Origin of the sequence: Liquorilactobacillus capillatus DSM 19910, from assembly GCF_001434915.1 — a bacterium.
In the GTDB taxonomy this organism is placed as follows: Bacteria; Bacillota; Bacilli; order Lactobacillales; family Lactobacillaceae; genus Liquorilactobacillus; species Liquorilactobacillus capillatus.
On the sequence record NZ_AZEF01000042.1, the window covers coordinates 58,295 to 76,662 of the forward strand.

The following is an 18,368-nucleotide window of genomic DNA, read 5'->3' on the forward strand; positions in this document are numbered from 1 at the left end:
CCTCCATCATTGACATTTATAGTCTATCTACTAAGCCGCCCTTTTATCTTCAAAGTGATTCTTTCCTCCAAGTATAATTAATCCTATTGAAGCCAATACTAAAATTCCAAAGAAAACGTAAACGGCATTAAAGCCACCAAACTTCTCTACAATTAAATTATTTACTGGCATTGCAAAGGCTCCAATTATAAAAGAAAATGAACCTACCAAAGAAAACCCTTTAGCAAAAGCTTTTGATCCAAAAATTGACTGTGCTAAGGCTGTAATCCCAGTTCCTAGGAAAACATAGATAATATCATTAATTCCAGCAGCCGCTATTGCTAGACCTGCAGAATGAATGTTAGTTGCTAGTATTAACATTCCGAGTGACCCAAGTCCTACAAACATCCAACCAATACTTGATTTTTCGGCTCCAAATTTATCACCTGTTATTCCAACCAACGGATTAAGAAAAATATCAAAAATCATAGCTGCTGTAACCATAAAACCACCGATAGTTGTTTTAAAACCAACAGCTGCTACATAAGTTGGAAACATTTGATTCAAGACCGCTGGAAATTGCAAAAGACACATTAACAAAGTTACGATCCAGAAAGATGTACTGTGCAATATTACTTTAGTCGAAACTTGAGTTTTTTCAACTTCAGCTATCTCTCCCTGCTTTTTACCAAAAGCATGTGAACAAGCTAACTTTGGCGTGAACTTAATTAAAAATGAGCATGGAATACTCAAAATTCCAACTATAATTGCTAAAGTATTTAAGGCCTCTTGCCAACCCACTGAACCTATCCATACCGATAATACTGGGCTCATGATTCCTTGAAAAGCCGAAGTAATTGCCCAACAAATGCCAATTGCCAACCCAATTTTCTCATTAAACCAGTTATCAATTAAAATTCCAACTGGTACAAAGTTCATAAATGAAATTGCGACTCCAATAATCACCGCAATGGCGAAAAACATCCAAATCTGGGTAACATGACCTATTAGGATAAGACTAATTGTGATTGCGATTGTTGCTATCAAATAAATAACTGTATTGTTGACACTAGCCAAAGCTTTCGGAACTACTGGCATCATAAGTGCCATAATCAAAACTAATACTGTATAATAGTATGAAACAATTGCAATTGAAACATGAGTTGCTTCACTAATTGAACCCAAAAACGATCCCATTAAAACCATACTTGATCCTAAACATGTAGCTGAAATCAAGCTAATTGCCAACATGACCACCCATGGACGAAAATTAGTTTTTTTTGATTTCATTTTTTCACTTCCCTTCTTGAAGTTTCTTACACTTAGAATACTACCTGATTCTGGACGTAATGGCTGAAAGCGGTTAGAATACCACTATAACTTTTTGGAATAGAGGAAAACATGAATACTACACAAATTGCCTGCTTCCTATCATTGGGAAGAACTTTAAATTATAGTAAAACTGCAGATGAGCTCTTTATGTCTCAACCTGCAGTTTCAAAAAATATAAAAAAATTAGAAACAGAATTAAAAGTCAAACTAGTTGAATATCGCCATCATCAAGTATCTTTGACCCCCAATGGGAATTATTTCTGGAATAAAATGCTTACGGTAGACTCTATTGTCGCCGAAGCTATTGGTAATATTCGGAATAACGATCTCAGTGATATCATTACCATTAAAGTCGGTTTTTCTGACATCTCATTCGAAAAAAGCTATTTGCCTAAGTTAATTTCAAATTTAAAACGAAAGTATCATTATGATGTGCAGCTAGTTTTCACTGATCCTAATGGTAATAAGAAAATTATTGATGAATTAGTTAATAAACACTATGATTTTCAACTCTTTCAAGATGATTTGTTTTTCAAACAGAAGGACCTAGCCTCTACAGCATTGTTAACTGGAGGATTTTCGGTTGTGATTTCTAAACGAAACCCCCTTAGCAACAATGAGTATCTTACTTTAGCGCAATTATCAGGGCAAAAAATTCTTATTTGGGAAGGCAATGAATCAATTCCTGCTATCAGCAACCTTAAATACGAATTGAATACAAAATATAATAATCTTGATATTACACCCATCTATGATTCTTCAAGTCTGGAGATTTATGCAGCAGCCAATAAAGTAATTGGAATCGTCCCTAGTTTTCTTTACAATCCCGCTAGCAACGACGTTAATTATGTTAAGTTAGATGTAGCAATATCTATTAATTACAGTATTGGTTACCTTAGAGAAACAAGCAATAAGGCTTATTTTGAAAATGTAATTACTTCTTTCAAACAAGCCGTTAATTTTGAGAAGCAAAATTGGTAAACGGTATAACGGATGTTACTAGCTAGTAATAGTTTCAGATTAAAATTCAAGTATCCATAAGGCTTTTGACGTAAAATCAAAAACTAGCGGCAGGAACATAAAAATATGTTCTTTCAGCTAGTTTTTTATTCTAAAATTTTATTCTTTACTACATAAGTTTTTTTGCTTTTCTACTTCTAAATATCAATCTCAAAATTTTGATAACGGAGAAAACCAATACAAAAGGCCTCGCGGTGTTAGTGACTGAGTTAAGATCGGAATTTCAAGTTTTAATTAAATTAGTCCTTAAGCCTTTCACATAACACGTATTGTTATGCCAAGAATCATTCTAGATGCTTACTTGACAATGATCAAATCGTTCCGCTACCAATGGAATGCAGCAACAAGCTTCCGAGTATACTCCAAAATATCGATATCGTAAATTAACTAGTGTGTTATAAGAACTGAGCCTTCAAAATAAATAACAAATGTGTCTTGCGCGTTATGTTAGACTTTTAATTATCAAAAACAGAAATATAACTCTTAAAAAAATAGTTGATAATCTAATTCAAAGAGTAATATTTACGAATGTCACACTTACCAAATTATAAAAAAATTTTCAAGCAAAATATTCTATAATTTAGACAGTAAGCAATAAAGCATTGGAACTACTCAAACCCTAACTTTCTCAAACTATGTATACTCAAAATTAAGCCAAGGATTGTAAACAAAAGAACCACTCCAAAGAACAGTAAAAACTCTAAAGGATTTAAGCCGACGTAACTTCGTGCGTGTAAACCAATCATAATTTGAGCAAATGGATATAGTTTAAGTAAAAAGGGCTCGACAGCGAGCAGTGCAAAGCTCATCAGGCTAAGAATCAGCGCTATAATAATCGGCGTTGTGAAATTTTTACGCTGGATAGAGAGCCACAATTGAATTGCCAAAATAGGTAGAGTCCCCATCCATCCAAGAATAGCCCAAGCCACAAAGATAAATAGGTTATGAGTACTAGGCAAATGTCCACTTAGAGCCACCAGATAGAAAAATACGACATAAATACCCAGACTTAATGCAGACAATACAGCTAACATTAAAAACTTGGCAATAATGAATTGTTTTGCCATAACTGGCAAAGAAGCCATTCGGGCAAAATTATTTCGCTCTTTTTCAGAATGAATTGCGATAGCTGTTACGATAGCTAAAAGAATTGGTAAAAAGACCTGCGAGGAGAACAAACCTGTTTCACTCCAGAGTGCAAACCATTGGGTATGGTAAGCAGCAAAGACTTTTTGGTTCTGAAAGTACAGCAGAGAACCAATTACAAAAGCTAGAGCATTAATTGCAATAATAATTAATGGTAAATGCAGTCGTTTCAATTTTAACAATTCACTTTTGACTGCCAGATTCATAGAACCACCTTCTTTTTATTCTTCATCTTATTTCTAATTATTAAAATCAGTAAAAGACCGATCAACATAACTAGGGCTAGGTAAAAAAGCCAGATATTAGAGTATTGGAGACCAGTTGCTCCAATAGATAATGGATTCAGCACGGAGACATACTGCCATGGAATGAAAATTGTTATCCACTTAGGTAAAAAGCCAGAAGTAATTAGGCTTAAAAAGCTACCTGCTAAACCTAAACACAGTGGAATTGTTGGTTTCTTGAAGTAAAAAGCAAGGCCTAATTGAATTACTGAAATAACTAGACCACTAATCATGAGCGGAACCAAAAAAAGCAATAATCTACTCCACGGTGTCAACGCTGCCCCCTTAAGTATAATGAACACAATGATCATCAATGTTTGTAGTAAAATCCCGCCTAAAAGTACCAGCATATTTGCAGTTAGCTTAGCTAAAAATAGCGTCCAGGGTTGTTCACCATTCAGGATTAGAACTTGAAACATTTTATTGTCATGCTCGGGCTGAACCAAACGCACAGTTAATAATGCGATTAAAAAAGGAAATATTAAGTTATTAATGGTTAGCATATTAAATATGGTAGTTTCTAATATTTGAGTTGGGCGTCTAATTAATTGAACGTTTGTCGTTATACCACCCCAGACTAGTGAGAATAAGAACAACCCGGCAATTGCCATCCAGAAGTTACGCCGTTTATTTTTATAAAATTCGCTCTCTAAATATTTCATCTGTCCGCACTTCCCGTTAAATCAAGAAAAACATCCTCTAATGACTTCTTTTTACCATAAAGCGAATACACACTGACACCTGCGTTTACAAGTGCTTTGATAATAGACGCAGTTAACTGCGGATCGCCTAAGTTAAAAGTCAGAACATGACTTTGACTTTCTAGAATATCAGTCCCCGTATACTTTGCAACGATCTGTTTTGCAATAACTTTATTATCAGTTTTCAAAAAGTATTTTTGCTTTCCTGTCAAAGAGTCCATACTCCCTTGATAGATCAGATTCCCATCCTTTATAATTCCTACCGTATGAGCCATTTGAGACATTTCAGATAATAAATGGCTAGAGATCAATACTGTAATACCATACTTAGTTGGCAAACTTTTGATCAATTCACGCATCTGGTGCATACCTTCAGGATCTAACCCATTAGTTGGTTCATCCAGAATAAGTAATTTTGGAAATTTGATCAATGCCATCGCAATTGCTAATCGCTGTTTCATACCTAAAGAATAATTTTGGACTAATTTATCTTTGGCATTCTCTAAGCTGACAATTTTAAGCACCTTATCAACATTTTTGGCCGGTAATTCCAACAAGTTCTTTATTAGGTTTAGATTCTCAGCACCAGTTAAGTTGGGGTAAAAAGATGGTTCTTCAATTAAAGCACCAATTTGTTTTAAAATTTCATTCCTATTAGTATTTAGTGCCTGACCAAAAATCTCGATGTTTCCAGCATCTGGTTGTAATAGCCCCAATAAGAGCTTCATAGTAGTTGATTTACCAGCCCCATTAACACCTAAGAACCCATAGATATCACCTGGCGCGATCTTCAGCGAAACATCATGCAATACTTCCTGTTTACCGAATTTTTTTGCAAGATGATCCGTTGCCAATATGTAGTTAGTTTCATTTGTCATTTCTTATAACCTCCCAATATTATATTCATTTTAAAGCTAATGTCAGATTACAATTATCTATTGGCGTACTTTTATGACTCACATTAAATAGTTGATGAGTTCTCAATAATCCGTCTATAAATAATCGTTGTTGCTAAATAAATACCCATATAACTGATAATCAGTACCGAGCCTATGATGAGAACAACAATTAATAAGATCCTCAAATCATACATTGAGAATATTGTTAGTACGCTTTTGATTGCCGGTAAGGCAAATACCAAATTAAGGATCGCTCCAATAATTGGAAGCAGGAAAACCGTTAACACCTGACTTCGGATAGCTTTCTTAGTTTCATTTTTGCTCAGTCCGATCTCACTCATAATCTGATAGTTATCTTTATCTGCGTATCCTTCAGAAACCTGCTTATAATAGATAAGCATGCTTGTTGCACCAATCATGATGATACTGGTTAAAATACTCGTAAAAAGTAGGCTGCCAAACATTGCTTTTAAGAGTTCCCCTGTGACATATTTTGAGGTAAAGTTATCTAGATCTATATTTAGAGCTACTTGAATGGCTTTTGCAAACTGCTTTTGATGCCGCTTAGTTCCATGGGTATCAAACCCTTGAGCATAAACGTAAGGACGAGGGTTAAGTTGCTTGGCAATTGTTTTGTTGGCAGCTACAATAAAAATGGGTTTATAGATAGTGCGACTATAAACAAATGATCCGTTAAACTTTTTAACCGGTTTAACTTTATAAGTTCTTCCTTGAATCTTCAAATCGCGTCGTGAATAGTTACTTCTAGGCATATATACCAATATTTCATTACTTTTCAAATGATAATTGGTGTTTTGAAGATGGTTATATTGTTTAAGATCAAGTGAAGATAATGTATATTCAGTTTTAGTATTGAATTGTGGTTTGAACTGGTTGCCCGACAAGGCACCCATAACAGGTGTTGTAACCATCACCGTTTGCGGTTGACTTATAGTAACTTGATAGTTATTCGCAAACCTATATATCGTCTTTTTCTCAGTTATTGAAAATGGGTTCTTAGATACAATTTGGATGTCTCGTGGGCTCCAAAAACTAATCAAAGTTTTTTGTCCTGTAACTAGTGATACCGCCGCAATTAAGGCAACTAGAATTGATGTACACAATAAACTGATTGAAGCCAATCCCGCGCCATTTTGTTTCATTCTATAAAGCATGTTTGAAACTGAGATAAAATGATTAGACTTATAATAATATTTTCGATTCTTTTTGAGTGCTTTAAGCAAACTAATACTTGTAGTAATAAACACTAAATATGAACCAATAACGACAAAAACAATAGCGATAATAAATTGCCCAAATGCAGCTCCGGTTGGCTTAACCGTTGCTGAAATGTAGTATCCAATCAACAAAATGATAATGCCTAAAACCGAGAGTAAGATATGTGATTTTGGCTCTTTTTCAGATTGGGAAGATTTAGCCCATAAATTAATTGGGTCAACCTCTCTTAATTCCCAGAAATCAAAGAGAATGATCAATATAAAGATGCCAGCAAAAACGATGGCAACATATACCAAAGGCAATAACGTAAAGCTTTGCTGGAGTGCGGTAGCCCCCACAAGAAATTTCAAACTCATAAAAGCCAATTTTGAAAAAGTTATACCTAAGATACTGCCAATAATGATACAGATCATGTAAAACAAGCTATTTTCTAATACAATAATTTGGCAAAGATGACGTTTTGTCAGACCAAGCATGCTGTACAGACCCAATTCCTGCATTCGTTGTTTACTAAGTAAGCGTTCAGCGTAAAACATTGATAAAGTAGCAATTAGGATAACAAATACCAAACCCAGTTTTAGAATATAATTTGCAGCAGTTCCATAAGAACTGGTTTTAATATTCGTATTATAAATTATTGAAAAAAATATATACGTAATCATAATCCACATTGAATTTGAAAAGATAAACGGTAAACTTTGACTTTTACTTTTAACTAAATTATGAAAAGCAAGCTTTAGTTGAATCATTAGCCAACCTCCTCTCTATTTTCCAAGAACATCAACCTATTAATAACTTTTTGAAAATACTAATTATTACTTTAGTCACCATAATAAAGTTCGTTGTAAGTTTTATCATCTTTACTGAATAACTTTTTGCGTATAAGCTTACCGTTATTCTTTAATACTTGGGCTACACTTTCATTGCTTGTTTAAAATACTCTTTGATATATTTTAAATTTAGTAAGCTTATCTTCCTCTCCACTTAAAAGTCGTTTCACAACCCTAGTATAAAAAAGATTCCTTAAGCCTTGTAGTTACAATGCATTAAGAAATCTTACAATCTGTTATTTTATTGTGATTTTTTGAGGATCAAAAACAAATTTGAATATTGTACCAACGTTTTTAGTAGATGAAATTTCAACTTTTACATCTAGTATTTTAGCGATTTTCTGAGTCATATACAGACCCATACCGGTTGCTTCCCCATGTGTGCGCCCATTACTACCAGTAAACCCCTGTTCAAAGACCCGCGGCAGATCAGCTTTGGCAATACCGATACCATGATCTGTAATAGTTAACGTGTCATCGTTAAAGTTGATCTGAACAATACCATTTTTATCCGAATATTTGACAGCATTAATAATGACCTGTTCTAAAATAAAGGATAGCCACTTTAAATCAGTTAATATTTTTACTGATGGTACAGTGATTTTGGGCATAACCTCGTGAGATAAAAAGAAAGAAACATCTTGCTGAATGATCTTTCTAATACAGTCGGACAAGTTGACCTTTTCAAACTCCAAATCATTATTAAAATCATCCAATCGATCAAAAGTTAGCAGTTGTTTAAGCTGATAATTTACTAACTCAAGTTTTTCGGAAACCTCTTCACTTGAAACAGTGGGATTATTTTCAGCAATCATCAATAAAGAGGTAAGTGGCGTTTTCATTTCGTGACTCCACAAGGTTAAGTAGTCTTCTCGTCTTTTTAGCGATAAAATCAGGTTTCTATTTTCAGTTAATTTATGCTCCATAAAATTCCGAAGTGCGTGGGAATATAAACGGCCATAAAAACCATGAAGGTGAATTTGCTCAAAATTTTCTTCCCTAATCAGCTTGTTAATTGATTTGGCATTGACGTACTTTTGGTATACTTGAAAACCAATAATCATAAAAAACGGTATTATTGTGTAACGGACCAAGTCACCGATAACGTTTAAATTTATTTTGTACAGAATACAGATAAAATAGAACAGAAATAAAAAGAGGAGATAAATAACAAGGTTAGGCCATTCAAAAACAAATATTTTTAAAATAAGTTTTAGGTTGTTTTTAATCATCCAGTAACCTATACCCTTTACCATATTCTGTTACTAACTTACCTGCTAAACCGATTTGACCTAATTTATCACGCAGCCGACTTATATTGACATTTAAGATATTTTCATCAGTAAAGTCTCCATTTTGCCAGATTGATTTGATTATTTTCTTTTTAGAAACAACCTGGTCAGGGTTTAAAAATAACAGTTTTAAAATCGTGCTTTCCGTGGTCGTTAATTTAACAGATTCATTTTGTGACCTCAGCAAATTTGTAATGATATTTAAAGAGTATGTGTTGAAGTTGATAGTTTCAACTAAATGGTCATTTTGATTCGTTCGTCGTAGAATAGCTTGGATCTTTGAAACAAAGACCGCGATTGAGAATGGCTTAATTAGGTAATCATCAGCCCCGATAGAAATAGCTCGAACAGCATTAGGATCCATTTCTGCCGCTGAGACAAACATGATCGGAATTTTAGAAAATTCCCGAATTTTCTGTGTCCAGTAAAAACCATCATAAAATGGTAATGTAATATCCATAACGATAAGGTCAGGTTTTTGCATCTTGATCTCAGAATCAATATTCTGAAAATCTTGGACCAAGTTTGTCTGAAAATTCCATTTTCTCAAAGATTCGGCCATCTCGTTACGGATAGTATGGTCATCTTCAATAATAAAAATTTTTTTCATTTTTATTTCCCCATTTAAGTATTATCTTTGCATGTTGGATAAAAGTCATCCGTTTAATATTACTACTCTTAGCGATATCCATATTGCTCATGTCTGATCGCTAACGTTTAAAAGTATTTTATAACTAAAAGTCGTCTTTAGAGTATCACGGCCATCATACTTACCTTATTATTTCAGTTCAAGATTACTTTCTGCTTAATATAATTTACAATAGTCAACTTAGTTAGCTGTTGTTTTAACATAGTGTTCATGATTTGCGTTAGGTCTTGATTCTTTTTACCTAGTCAATCTAATTTAGTGTGATCATGACAATATCTCTCTCACTAATATAAGTTGCCATCTTTTACAGTTTAGACTGGTTACTTAATTCAGCAGCAAATATTTTATCACTGCTTTTTAAAGTAATTAATTACTGCTCTAAATGTCGGTCCGTTAAACTAACTCTACTATAACCAAGCTTGGCATCCTTAATACTCCCTCGGGAGAAATTATAATAATCACTCGTAAATCTGATTATAGCACAAAGCCTAAATGCCTATTAACATCTACACTAGTAGCTAGTCTATCACAACCATTGAGTTGTTGACCGTGTCCTTTAACCTGTCATCGTTAAAAAGCATAAATATTTTTTGACTATTCAATAAAACACCTAAGGTTGGATACTAAACCCAGCCTTAGGTGTTTTACTTTAGCTACATATTCTCTTGAATAATTTTTATCTTAACACTTTGCTGACTACATAAAGTGTTTTGCTTTTCTGCTTCTGAATATCAATCCCATGCTGGCAACACTAATCAGTAACCCTAAAAGCTTGATAAATGGGGTAGTTGCTTCACCAGTTTGTGGATAGATACTCTGCTTTTTAAGCTTAAGAGTCCCTTTTGGTGCATTATTACTTCGCCGATATTCCGTACTTTTTACGTTATTCGCACGGGTTTGTGTTTCAAAGCCAGTCTCAACAACATTTGAGCTATCCTTTTCAGGTACAGTAACTTCTGCATTGCTTTTCAAAACTTGTTCAATAGCTTCATCACTATAACCACGTTTCTTCAAGGTTTGCACAAATGCTTGAACCTTTTTGTTGCTTGAATTAATAGTAAGGTCACTCTTAGGAACATTGACTAATTCAGGGGCAACTATTTGGTTGCTATTTTTAACATTATTAGTGGTTGGCCTAGGAATAACATTTTGAGCAGGCTTACCTGTTATAGCTTGATTACTATTTTGAGCTTTCTTAGCATCTGCTTCTTTAGCCTTTTGTTCAGCTTCTTTGACAGCTTGTTCAGTCTTTTCTTGTGCAACAATTTTGTTTAATGCTGATTGAGCATTTGTAAAAGCTGTTTTCTTAGCCTGTTCATTGGCTAAAGCATCATCATAAGCCTTTTGAGCCGTTGCCGTATTTCCTTTTGCTTGGGTCAAGGCTGTTTGAGCGTCCATTAACTGAGATTTAGCTTGGGTTAAGGCTGTTTGCGCAGTTTCAACAGCTTTTTGAGCCTGTGCTAATTTACCATTAGCATCAGCGAGATTTTGGTCAGCGTTCAAGTAGTTGTTCAGCTTCGTTTGTGCAGCAGCCTCTGCTTTTCTATCAAGGCTGACCTTAGCAGCCAGCTTAGCAACATTAGCTTGTAATACAGCTAATTTACTCTTAGCTACCGACAAGTCACTTTGCCTCTGAGCAAATACTGTTTGAGCACTATTCAAAGTTCTTTTAGCAGCTTCTAAAGAATCTTTAGCCGCATCAATTTCAGCTTGCTTTTCTTGTTGACTCTTCATAGCATCAGCTAAGACAGCCTGGGCTTGTGCCAATTCATTCTTAGCAGATAACAATTGAACCTGTGATTGAGCTAATAATGCTTGATTTGATGATGATGCCCTTTTAGCATCATTAAGTGCACTAGTTGCAGCATCTACAGTTGCTTGAACATTATCTTTTTGAAGTTGAGCCAATACATTTTGAGCAGCAGTTAATTTGTCTTGGTCTGATTGAAGTGTCTTAGTTTGACCTGATAATTTGATTTGCAATTGAGAAACTTGATCTTTCAATGCTTCTGTTGGATCTGTAATTACAGTTGATTGATTCAAAATACCGTCAAAATTTAAAATCAAATTACCATCATTACCAATACGATAGCTAAATCCATAAGAATAAGCATCTGGATTTAAGAAATTAAATGCATGCCCGTAATCAGAACTTGCATCATCTAACAACATACCATTAATAGCGGTATAGATATCACGTTTGAAATCATTAACTGTATAACCCAATGGGAAAGCATCTTGCATATTGTTTAAGAAGTCATAAGTACTACTCCATGAAATATTTTCGCCAACCCAATCGACATTCATTTGTGAACTAGTCTTATTTAACATGCCGACATCATGTGCAAAATCATACTTTTCAGCAGTATAGTTGTCAGATACTTGATGTGCAAAATCACGTGCAAGTTGTGAAGCAACAAGGGGTGCCAAACCATTTTTAACACGAGCCTGATTAATCAAATCAAGAGCAAATAAGTTGTAATAATCACGATCAGCTTCAGACATTGGGACTGATGCATCGAATTTAACATTGTCTTGATCACTAGCTACATACTTATTGCTATTATATGCATCGGTATCTTCTTGACTATTAGCATATTTACCAGTTGATTTATACTCATTTACTTTAGATGCCAAATCAGAAGGAACATCTAGTGTTTGTTTCGATGTCTGTGTATTTAATTTAGCATTTGTTTCATTTAACTGCTTTTGTGTGTCTTTCATGTTAGTTTGATCATTAGTTACAGCAATTTTAGCCTTAGTAACATTATTTGTCGCATCAGTTACTTTCTGGTTGTGGTCATTCAAATTAGCATCGGCAGTGTCTTTAGCTTTTTGAGCGTTTGTCACTTTTTGATTTAATGTTGACTGTGCGGATGTTTGTTCATTAACCTTTGCTTGGATATCATCAACTTTAGTTTGTGCGGTATTAACATCTTGCTGTGCTTTAGTAACATCAAGATTTTGTTTATTATTTAAATCATTTTGTTTATCAGTAACATTTTGCTGCGCTTTGGTTACCGTAGAACTAGCATCAGCAACACTTGATGAAATAGCTGCAACTTTAGCGGCTTGTGAGTCAGCTTGAGTTTGCGCATCTGACACAGCTTGTGAATCAGCCCGTGTTTGGGCATGAGCCTGGGAAACGTTTTCTTGTTGTTCAGTAACAGCACCCTTAGTATTTGCTGCAGTGGCAATATCTTGCGCCTTAGACTGAATATTTTCTGCAGAGGATTCATTAGCTTTAGCAGTATCAGTAATTGTTTGAGCATCTTTGACACTTGAACTTGCTTGATCGACTTTTGCTTGTGCATCTGTTTGAGCAGAACTAGCACTTTCAACTGTTGATTTAGCTGATAAAGTTTCACTTTGGGCTTGTGAATAATCCGTTTGAGCTTTGTTCACCTCCGCAGTTGCCTGTTGTTTCTTGTCAGTTGTTGATGAAGCTTGACCCGATGATTGAGCTGTTGTTAGATTTGAAACTGTATCAGCATTAGCTTTCAGCGTACTGGAATTAAATGCTGCAGCGCCCAGTGCTCCTGATACCGCCGTCAATGTTACTAACTTTTTACTATTAGTGATTCCTCTTTTTACCATACATTTTCCCCCCATGTTTACTTGCATATCGTTTAGTTAATAGAAAACTAAATATAGATTTTTATTTCACACAACTAAAATATCTTATAGTACAAAAAACTAATTATATTTTATAAAAAATACTTAGTTAGCATTTTTCTCGAAGACTTCCGTGTAACTATTGTTACTAGTCCAAATTACTATGCGGTCTTTGGAATTATTAATTGATGTTGGCATAACGTTACCTAAATTAGATATGGCAACGTTTTTGGGATAAAAGTAAATAGCATAGTTGATCGAAACACTCTGATCAGCAAGATTAGCACTCAGATAACTATCCTTTTGCTTAAATACTATGGGTTTGGCGGTTCCATCATTTAAGTTATTACCTTGCAGTGTCAAAGAACCATTAGTAATTTTATCTTTAGCTATTTCAAGAGCATCCGTTCCTTGAGGTGTTTGCCATTTACTTCCTGTCCCATCATGGTGGTTTCCAGAAGTCGCAACCTCCTGCCAGCTACCTAGTAAGCTTTCGTAATTGCCCTGCTGAATCTGAGAAAAATTCATTTGTTTTGTTGCAGTTGCCACTTTGTTTTTTACAGTTGAGCTTGATGTCTGTGAATCCATCGATTTAGTACTTGTTTGTTCAGACTGCTTCTTTGATAAATTCTTTTGACTGTTTTGATTTTTATGTCTTGTACTGCTTGTCTTATTCTTACTGCTCGTTATCTTATCTTTTTTGCTATCTTGCTGCTTAGCTTGATTGCTACAGGCTGCCAAGCTTATAGTAATCAATGCAATCATAGCAACAATCCCAGCTCTATTACTGAAATTCAAAATACTTTTCCGCCATTGTCTGCTAGTCATCTTTTTTAATATTCTTCCTCTAATTTATTTAGTATTCTAGAATTTTTTCTTCCAAAAACCTACACAGTCTCTTTGTGTTACTAAAAATAACTTGAAATTTCATACTAAAAATTAAATTTAATACAGAATCCTTGATAATGATTTAAACTGTATTATTTTCGGGTATTGAACGCCGTAAAAACATTTGCAGCAGCAGAAATTTTTGACATAGAGTTGGTGGATTGTGCAACTGCAAGGTTCTGTTGCTGCAGTGAGAGTTGATCATTTTGAAAATCCTGTGCCTCAGCAACATTAAATGCATCTTGAAGCGTTGTTGCTCGATTCTCCTGTACAAGATGCATCAAACGATCAATCGTCCAGTAGCTGTAGAATTTCTCTGGAAAATCTTTCATCCCATTAATGTAAGAAGGTTGATTTCGCGCATCCACAATTTTTTGGTTAGCTGTATTAATTTGTTCTTTTGCTTGATTTCCTTGTTGAATCCATTTAACGATAACCCAACCCAACAGTGCCAAGCATGCAAGCTCTAAAATAGCTCTAATAATACTATTTGTACCGACAATTGAAACGATAGCGATTACAACCAGTGACCAAATTAAGCGCTTTTTAGATTTTTTCTTTGTAGCTAAAGAATTCTCATTTGCTACATACAAATCATGGCGTGCATTTTGCAAATCAGCCGTCAATGCCTTTTTCTGATCTAAATAATTTAGAATTTCCTCTTTACTCATTATAAATTTCCCCATTCTTTTAATAAGTGCAATATACTTTAGAACAATTTTTACTTATAAAATCAACTACTTATTTGATTTAGTATATTTAAATCCCTTAGCTAAAGATGACATGCCTTCCGCAGATTTTATCACAAAAGATTTTTTGTCGTCTGCAAGTTTGGCGGTCATATTTGTACCACTGATTTTCATTTCCAATTTATCACCAGAAATCTTATACGTTCCAGAATTGGTTTTCTTTCCATCTGCATATTCAATGACTTTATCTCCATCAAACTTCAACGTATCGGTTGATGTGATAAACAAAAATGTAGAAGTATGTGAATATTTCCCATCCAGCTGCTTTGGAAGAACCAACATTACACCAACAATAATAATTACAACAATTATGGCAATACTACCAATTAACCAATTTTTCTTAATTTTTCCATTTGCATCTTTAAATGAATTCATTAACTTTCTCCTATTTACATTTATGAGCGGACTTAACTCATCAAATCAAAATTACGCTAAGCAATCGAAAGAACCATTACAGTCTTAATTTAATTCACTATTAATTACTCTAGGTGAAAAGCTTGCTAATAAAGTAAAAAATATAACTTAATTACGCACCTTCTTATGTATAAAATTTAAAATACATTCATATTTTATTTATGTATTATTTTATTACTCATTTTTAAACTGTTATTAACATAGCATTTCAGCCTTATGTCTCCCTTCTAGTATAAAAATATGCTATAAATTATTTAATTAATCCACAGCGTTAATAATAATAAACTCCAACAAAAATGTCAATATTACATGTACTTAGTAATGCTATTTCAGGTATATATTTTTGCTACTCTATGGTGAGGGTGAACTTATGACCATAGACTTTTTTGGAGAAAAGTTAAAAGCAGTACGCAAGTCAAAACATCTGACACAGTTAGCCTTGTCAAAGCGATTAGATGTTAGTAAAGGCACCGTGTCAGCGTATGAACAAGGATTATCGTATCCATCTCTTGAAACATTTGTTAAAATTTGCGTTATTTTAGACACTTCTGCAGATTACTTACTTAGTGTGTCCGACAGTTTGCCATTTAAAATGGGTGGTTTAACTGATGAACAAACGGATAGCATATTACAGTTCATTTCACTAATTGAGTGTGCAAACAGGATCACTGACCAACAATAAATATGCTAGAGTTGCAGTAAAAGAGAGTATAGAAAAGCCGTGATGAATATCGTCATCACGGCTTTTCTGCATAGTTTATGTATCTATGCCGGTTTTAAAAGTACATTAAAAACATTATAAAGATAATGCATATATTTATTAGGATATTTTTTTTAAATTATAGTTATTCTATAATAATATTCATGCCTGTTCTCTACATCTATAAAATCGTCTTGATGGCTAACTTCTCTTTAACCAAGCACTAAAGATTAAAAAAATTTGTTATTTCTGACTATAGCATTTCAAGTAGTAGTATATTACATTTTTATAAATCTATAATTTATTTTTGATTTTTTAACTTATAATTTAAAATATAAACCATGGTATAATTCTAGACACACATTATGATTACAGAGGTGATTCTTATGAAACACATTCTTTTCTATGTTTTTTCTATTTTTATAGGTATAGTGTACAGTACTTTTATTTATATTTTCTTACATATGGAGCCGTCAGGTTTTATAAACTTTTCGCTACAATACATTGATCTACTTTTATGTATTAATGTTCTCTTTATTTTTCCTTATTCTTTTAAGAATATTAGATTTTGTGTCGCAAAAAGGGATAAAAAAAGAAACTATCAAAGTCGAAGGACGCTTGATAAAAATACTAGTTTGAATCAATTAAGATTTCAATCACAGAGTACTTTAGGCACATGGGATACACGCAATGCTGGCAATATTATAGGTGATATCGGGCTTAAATTTTTTTTTATTTAATTGTATTTTTACTGGCACCTGCCATAGCACTTGCTTTTTTATTAAAAAGAAAAATATTATAATCAACCAGAAATTTTAAATCCACAGCGGTACTACTGCGCTTATAGTTATTTAAGAATCAAACCGGCATTAAACAACCGATCATCCTAGGTGTTTATGGCATAATTAGGATGCATAAGATTGTAGCGCTAAAGTATATAACGCTGAATAGCTATTGAAATAAAAAAGCCATTGCAGCGTCCTGAACTTTCTCTAAAGTTTAGATTCTACAATATCTGTTGTTGGTAATAGATTTTTCTATTACTAATGACAGATTTTTGTATGACAAATTTACAATTAAAGTGTAACAAGTAAGAAAATAAAAAAAATCTCATAGCCTCAGTCCTGTAAGATGATTATTTTACGGCTTACTAAAGATCGAAGTATTACTGATATTGCGGAGGCGTTAAATGTTTCACCAGTCGCGGTTAATCGCGTGCTTGATTCATTAGCGATTCAAACTAAGACCGCCTTACTTACCTTACCAACTTTGACGAGTTTCGTTCCACTGGTCATCAGATGAGTTTTATTGCCATCGATGGTGATACGCGCCGGAAAGTTAAACGCGTAGTCATTGATTTCAATGCACAATACCAATCTGTAATTCGCAAAATCTTTCCAGAAGCAAAAATGATTGCCGATAACTTTCATCTAGTCCAAATGGGACTCCAAGCGTTGAATCAGACCCGCGTCCAATTAATGCATCACTTCGCCCAAAATTCACGAGAATATCGCATTCTCAAACATCATTGGCGCTTATTTTTAAAGACTTATTCTGATTTAAATCAACGCACTTACCTCGTTGCGCATTTTCTAGTTGATATCTTAAGAAATCACAATTATTCAAACATTAAATCAAGCTAACAGCACCCGCCCACAGCTTGAAACGACAATAAAAGCCTATCGTAAATACTTACTATTAATTAAGAACATGATGGCAAACAACTATTTGGATGGTCCGCTAGAAGGGGTTAATCGCAAAATCAAACAAATTAAGTGCACAGCATACGGCTACAGAAACTGGTCACATTTTTACACTCGAATTAGAATTGAATTTATGATTCGAATAAAAAAGAAAATCAATTCGAAAATGAATTGATTTTCCCATAAAAGTTTCTCATCAACACCCGTTGACGAAATGCGCGGGGAATACTAATAAATTCTCGCCTAAGATACCAGCCTGTCGGGATCACCCCCGCATGCGCGGGGAATACTAATCGCTAAATACGTCTTGTTGTTCATTGTCAGGATCACCCCCGCATGCGCGGGGAATACGCTTGTATGAACTATATTACCAACGGCACGAAGGGATCACCCCCGCATGCGCGGGGAATACCTTTTGAAAAAATCTAAGAAAGCGTCCAACTTGGGATCACCCCCGCATGCGCGGGGAATACTGATTACTTGGGCTATTCAGACGTGACAATCTAGGATCACCCCCGCATGCGCGGGGAATACGAATAAATATCGGTTGAGTAATACCCAAGCTTGGGATCACCCCCGCATGCGCGGGGAATACTTACAGCTATAGCAGCTGTGATAGCAGCATTAGGGATCACCCCCGCATGCGCGGGGAATACCTGCCGAAAACGTCACATAAATACTGTTTGATGGGATCACCCCCGCATGCGCGGGGAATACCCCTCGCCCATCTCACTCCCCCGACCTAGTTTAGGATCACCCCCGCATGCGCGGGGAATACGTTTTTCGTAATACTTGCGAATATCCATATAAGGGATCACCCCCGCATGCGCGGGGAATACTTTTCCTCATACAAAAAAAGCAATCTACTTTAGGGATCACCCCCGCATGCGCGGGGAATACCCAGTGCAACTGATTTAACTAATAATAA

The 18,368-nt window shown here is 34.6% G+C and carries 16 protein-coding genes and 1 CRISPR repeat array; of the genes, 5 read left to right on the plus strand and 11 right to left on the minus strand.

The window, feature by feature from the left end:
- Nucleotides 1-30 precede the first annotated feature (30 nt).
- A complete protein-coding gene (locus FC81_RS09155) occupies nucleotides 31-1,269 on the minus strand; it encodes an MFS transporter (RefSeq protein ID WP_057746050.1) in 1,239 nt (412 codons plus the stop codon).
- Nucleotides 1,270-1,380: 111 nt separating this feature from the next.
- On the opposite strand from FC81_RS09155, the gene FC81_RS09160 reads away from it, so the two are divergent.
- The gene (locus FC81_RS09160; RefSeq protein ID WP_057746053.1) at nucleotides 1,381-2,292 is read left to right on the plus strand and encodes a LysR family transcriptional regulator; all 912 of its coding nucleotides are present in this window, start codon (nucleotides 1,381-1,383) and stop codon (nucleotides 2,290-2,292) included.
- Between the two features lie 647 nt (nucleotides 2,293-2,939).
- On the opposite strand, the gene FC81_RS09165 is transcribed toward FC81_RS09160, so the two are convergent.
- The 10 genes from FC81_RS09165 to FC81_RS09210 form a co-directional block, all read right to left on the minus strand.
- Complete coding sequence (locus tag FC81_RS09165; RefSeq protein ID WP_057746056.1) at nucleotides 2,940-3,683, minus strand: ABC transporter permease; 744 nt, start codon at nucleotides 3,681-3,683, stop codon at nucleotides 2,940-2,942.
- On the minus strand, nucleotides 3,680-4,423 hold the full coding sequence (locus tag FC81_RS09170) for an ABC transporter permease (protein ID WP_057746059.1): 744 nt from the start codon (nucleotides 4,421-4,423) through the stop codon (nucleotides 3,680-3,682). The genes FC81_RS09165 and FC81_RS09170 overlap by 4 nt, the downstream gene beginning before the upstream one ends.
- On the minus strand, nucleotides 4,420-5,340 hold the full coding sequence (locus FC81_RS09175; RefSeq protein ID WP_057746062.1) for an ABC transporter ATP-binding protein: 921 nt from the start codon (nucleotides 5,338-5,340) through the stop codon (nucleotides 4,420-4,422). The genes FC81_RS09170 and FC81_RS09175 overlap by 4 nt, the downstream gene beginning before the upstream one ends.
- An 83-nt stretch (nucleotides 5,341-5,423) precedes the next feature.
- Complete coding sequence (locus FC81_RS09180; RefSeq protein WP_057746065.1) at nucleotides 5,424-7,349, minus strand: ABC transporter permease; 1,926 nt, start codon at nucleotides 7,347-7,349, stop codon at nucleotides 5,424-5,426.
- 317 nt (nucleotides 7,350-7,666) lie between these two features.
- The gene (locus tag FC81_RS09185; protein ID WP_057746068.1) at nucleotides 7,667-8,662 is read right to left on the minus strand and encodes a sensor histidine kinase; all 996 of its coding nucleotides are present in this window, start codon (nucleotides 8,660-8,662) and stop codon (nucleotides 7,667-7,669) included.
- The gene (locus tag FC81_RS09190; RefSeq protein WP_057746071.1) at nucleotides 8,655-9,332 is read right to left on the minus strand and encodes a response regulator transcription factor; all 678 of its coding nucleotides are present in this window, start codon (nucleotides 9,330-9,332) and stop codon (nucleotides 8,655-8,657) included. Before FC81_RS09190 ends, FC81_RS09185 begins: the two co-directional genes overlap by 8 nt.
- Nucleotides 9,333-10,067: 735 nt before the next feature.
- The gene (locus FC81_RS09195) at nucleotides 10,068-12,968 is read right to left on the minus strand and encodes an SEC10/PgrA surface exclusion domain-containing protein (RefSeq protein WP_057746073.1); all 2,901 of its coding nucleotides are present in this window, start codon (nucleotides 12,966-12,968) and stop codon (nucleotides 10,068-10,070) included.
- Between the two features lie 123 nt (nucleotides 12,969-13,091).
- Nucleotides 13,092-13,814, minus strand: coding sequence for a DUF6287 domain-containing protein (locus FC81_RS09200; protein ID WP_057746076.1), 723 nt, complete (start codon nucleotides 13,812-13,814; stop codon nucleotides 13,092-13,094).
- A 152-nt stretch (nucleotides 13,815-13,966) separates the two neighbouring features.
- Nucleotides 13,967-14,545, minus strand: coding sequence for a hypothetical protein (locus FC81_RS09205; protein ID WP_057746078.1), 579 nt, complete (start codon nucleotides 14,543-14,545; stop codon nucleotides 13,967-13,969).
- Nucleotides 14,546-14,611: 66 nt separating this feature from the next.
- Nucleotides 14,612-14,998: a hypothetical protein gene (locus FC81_RS09210; protein WP_057746081.1), complete on the minus strand. Its 387-nt coding sequence runs from the start codon at nucleotides 14,996-14,998 to the stop codon at nucleotides 14,612-14,614.
- Between the two features lie 409 nt (nucleotides 14,999-15,407).
- Between FC81_RS09210 and FC81_RS09215 the strand changes: the two genes are divergently transcribed.
- From FC81_RS09215 to FC81_RS11245, 4 genes are all read left to right on the plus strand, one after another.
- Complete coding sequence (locus FC81_RS09215; protein WP_057746084.1) at nucleotides 15,408-15,719, plus strand: helix-turn-helix domain-containing protein; 312 nt, start codon at nucleotides 15,408-15,410, stop codon at nucleotides 15,717-15,719.
- A 1,149-nt stretch (nucleotides 15,720-16,868) separates the two neighbouring features.
- A complete protein-coding gene (locus FC81_RS10945) occupies nucleotides 16,869-17,039 on the plus strand; it encodes a helix-turn-helix domain-containing protein (protein WP_157054783.1) in 171 nt (56 codons plus the stop codon).
- Nucleotides 17,036-17,380, plus strand: coding sequence for an ISL3 family transposase (locus FC81_RS09225; protein ID WP_057746090.1), 345 nt, complete (start codon nucleotides 17,036-17,038; stop codon nucleotides 17,378-17,380). The genes FC81_RS10945 and FC81_RS09225 overlap by 4 nt, the downstream gene beginning before the upstream one ends.
- 28 nt (nucleotides 17,381-17,408) lie before the next feature.
- Nucleotides 17,409-17,615 (plus strand): transposase, encoded by a 207-nt coding sequence (locus FC81_RS11245; protein WP_338041718.1) that lies wholly within the window; start codon nucleotides 17,409-17,411, stop codon nucleotides 17,613-17,615.
- 87 nt (nucleotides 17,616-17,702) lie between these two features.
- Nucleotides 17,703-18,340: a CRISPR direct-repeat array (repeat unit 28 nt; unit sequence GGATCACCCCCGCATGCGCGGGGAATAC).
- Nucleotides 18,341-18,368: the final 28 nt, after the last annotated feature.